This is a genomic window from Pseudoroseomonas cervicalis ATCC 49957 (assembly GCF_000164635.1).
GTDB lineage: Bacteria > Pseudomonadota > Alphaproteobacteria > Acetobacterales > Acetobacteraceae > Pseudoroseomonas > Pseudoroseomonas cervicalis.
In genome coordinates, this window is the sequence record NZ_GG770779.1 from 348,127 (window position 1) to 350,684 (window position 2,558).

Genomic DNA, 2,558 nt, shown 5'->3' on the forward strand with positions numbered 1-2,558 from the left:
CGGCGGGCAGCACGCCGCGGCGCAGGACCCGGCCGGGCCCAGCGCCGCCCCCCCCCTTCCCCCGGCCGAGATGGCGGAGGCGCCGCCGCGCCAGCGCCTGCTCGACCTCGCCCTCTGATCCCGGCCGCAGGAGACCGACATGGCCAGCAGCGCCCTCACCACCGCCGCCAGCAGCGCCAACAGCACGACGCAGAGCGCCACCGCGAAGACGCAGCTCGGCTCCGACATGCAGAGCTTCCTGACGCTGCTGACCACCCAGCTGCAGAACCAGGACCCGATGGACCCCACCGATTCCTCGGAATTCGCCACGCAGCTCGCGCAATTCTCCCAGGTGGAGCAGCAGATCGCCACCAACGCGCATCTCGAATCGCTGCTGTCGCTGCAGCAATCGGCCTCGCTGCTCTCCTCCACCGGGCTGGTCGGCAACACGGTCGAGGTCAGCTCCAGCCAGATCGTGCTGAAGGACGGCGCCACCCAGGGGCTGCGCCTGCCCCGCCTGGCCGATGCCGGTGGCGCGCAGGGCGGCATCGTCACCATCACCAACAGCAGCGGCGCCGTGGTCTACACCGAGGCGGTGGCCCTCGGCACCGAGGCCACGAGCTGGAGCTGGAACGGCAAGGGCACCAATGGCGCCAGCCTGGCCGATGGCCGCTACACGGTCGGCGTCAGCGGCTTCGACGCGCGCGGCACCAGCACCGGCACGCTGGACTTTGGCGTCGTCGGCAAGGTGAACTCGGTGGACCGCAGCAGCGGCGGCGCCCCGCGCGTCAATATCGGCGGGCTGACCGTCGGGCTGGAGGCGCTGCGTGGCCTGAGCTGATCCCGCGTTGAGGCCCGGGAAAACCCCGGGCCGGGCGGGCCGGCCTTCCGGCCCTTGGCATTTTCGCCACAGTGCCGCGCCGGCGCGGCCCGCCCCCGCGCCACCGAAGCAACGGTTAATACTTGGTCAACGCCCGCCGGCCAGATGTGCTGCGGCGCGGCAGGATGCCGTGCGCGGAGGCGGCCACGGTGGATGCGGCGACTCAGCCCCCCAGGATGGGGAACGACACGGGCGATGACAGGAGCGCGGGGCGCGGTGGCCTCGGCCGCGCCATCGAATCGCTGCGCGCGCTCGGCACGGCGCGGCTGGCCGCGCTGGCCTTCACCGGGCTGCTGACCCTTGGCCTGATCGGCTTCCTGACGCTGCGCACGGCGACGACGCCGATGGGCCTGCTGTATGGCGATCTCGACCAGCGCGACGCGGCGCAGATCGTCGCGGCGCTGGAGCGCGCCCGCGTGCCCTACCGGCTCGGCCGCAACGGCACCGAGGTGCTGGCGCCGGAGGAGGACATCCCCCGGCTGCGCCTGTCGCTGGCGCGCGACGGGCTGCCGGCCGGCGGCAGCGTCGGCTACGAGATCTTCGACCGCCAGTCCGGCCTGACCACCACGCCCTTCCAGCAGGACATCAACCGGCTGCGCGCGCTGGAGGGCGAGATCGCCCGCTCGATCCGCGGGCTGGACGGCGTGGCCTCGGCCCGCGTGCATCTGGTGCTGCCGCGGCGCGAGCCCTTCTCGCGCGAGCGGGGCGAGAGCCAGGCCAGCGTGGTGCTGCAGATGCGCGGCATCCACCGGCTCGACCGCGAGGGGGTGCAGGCGGTGCTGCACCTGGTCGCCGCCGCCGTGCCGGGGCTGAAGCCGCAGAACATCGCCGTGGTCGATGGCCGGGGCGAGCTGCTCTCGCGCGGCGGCCAGGCCGGCGCCAACGGCCTGGCGCAGAGCCAGGAGGAGATCCGCCGCGGCCAGGAAATGCGCATGGCCCGCGCCGTCGAGGAGATGCTGGAGCGCATCCTGGGCCCCGGCCGCGTGCGCGCCGAGGCGACGATCGAGATGGACCATGACCGGGTCCAGACCACCGAGGAGCGCTTCGACCCCGAGAACCAGGTGCCGCGCAGCCAGTCCTCGGTGAACGAGAGCAGCCGCAATGGCGAGCAGCAGAACGTCTCGGTGGCCAACCAGCTGCCCGGCGCGCCGCCCGCCCAGCAGAACAGCGGCCCCCAGAGCCAGGAGGCGCGGCAGGAGGAGACGGTCAATTACGAGATCGGCCGCACCACCCGCAACACGCTGCGCGACCAGCCGGTGGTGCGCCGCCTTTCCGTCGCGGTCCTGGTCGATGGCGTCTGGGAGCCGGGCGAGGCCGGCGGTGCCGCGCGCTTCCGCGAGCGCACGCCGCAGGAGATGGAGCGCATCAGCGCCCTGGTGCGCGGCGCCATCGGCTTCAACGAGACGCGCGGCGACCGGCTGGAAGTGGTGTCGCTGCGCTTCGCCGAGCCGGTCTGGGGCTCGGATGGCGAGAGCCAGCGCGGCCCGCTCGGCCTGCCGCCCCTGACGCCCACGCTGACCGCGCGGCTGCTGGAGAGCGCGCTCTACGCCCTGGTCGCGCTGCTGGCGGTGTTCTTCGTCGGCCGCCCCGTGGCCAAGCGGCTGGTCGCCGGCATGACGCCGCGCCCGCTGGGCGCCCTGGCCGGTGCCGCCGGCGCGGCCGGCATGGGCGGCGCCCCTGGCCCCGCGCCCCGAGGGCG

The 2,558-nt window shown here is 74.2% G+C and carries 2 protein-coding genes; both read left to right on the top strand.

Features of this window, described 5'->3' with window-relative positions; genetic code table 11:
* Positions 1–139: 139 nt before the first annotated feature.
* A complete protein-coding gene (locus tag HMPREF0731_RS12790; RefSeq protein WP_007004565.1) occupies positions 140–820 on the top strand; it encodes a flagellar hook assembly protein FlgD in 681 nt (226 codons plus the stop codon).
* Between the two features lie 215 nt (positions 821–1,035).
* On the top strand, positions 1,036–2,558 hold a 1,523-nt coding region (gene fliF, locus HMPREF0731_RS12795), incomplete at its 3' end, for a flagellar basal-body MS-ring/collar protein FliF (protein ID WP_051014754.1).

Bases quoted from the DNA above. Each gene is read 5' to 3' on its own strand.
- HMPREF0731_RS12790 (WP_007004565.1), top strand. From the start codon at position 140: ATGGCCAGCAGCGCCCTCACCACCGCCGCCAGCAGCGCCAACAGCACG.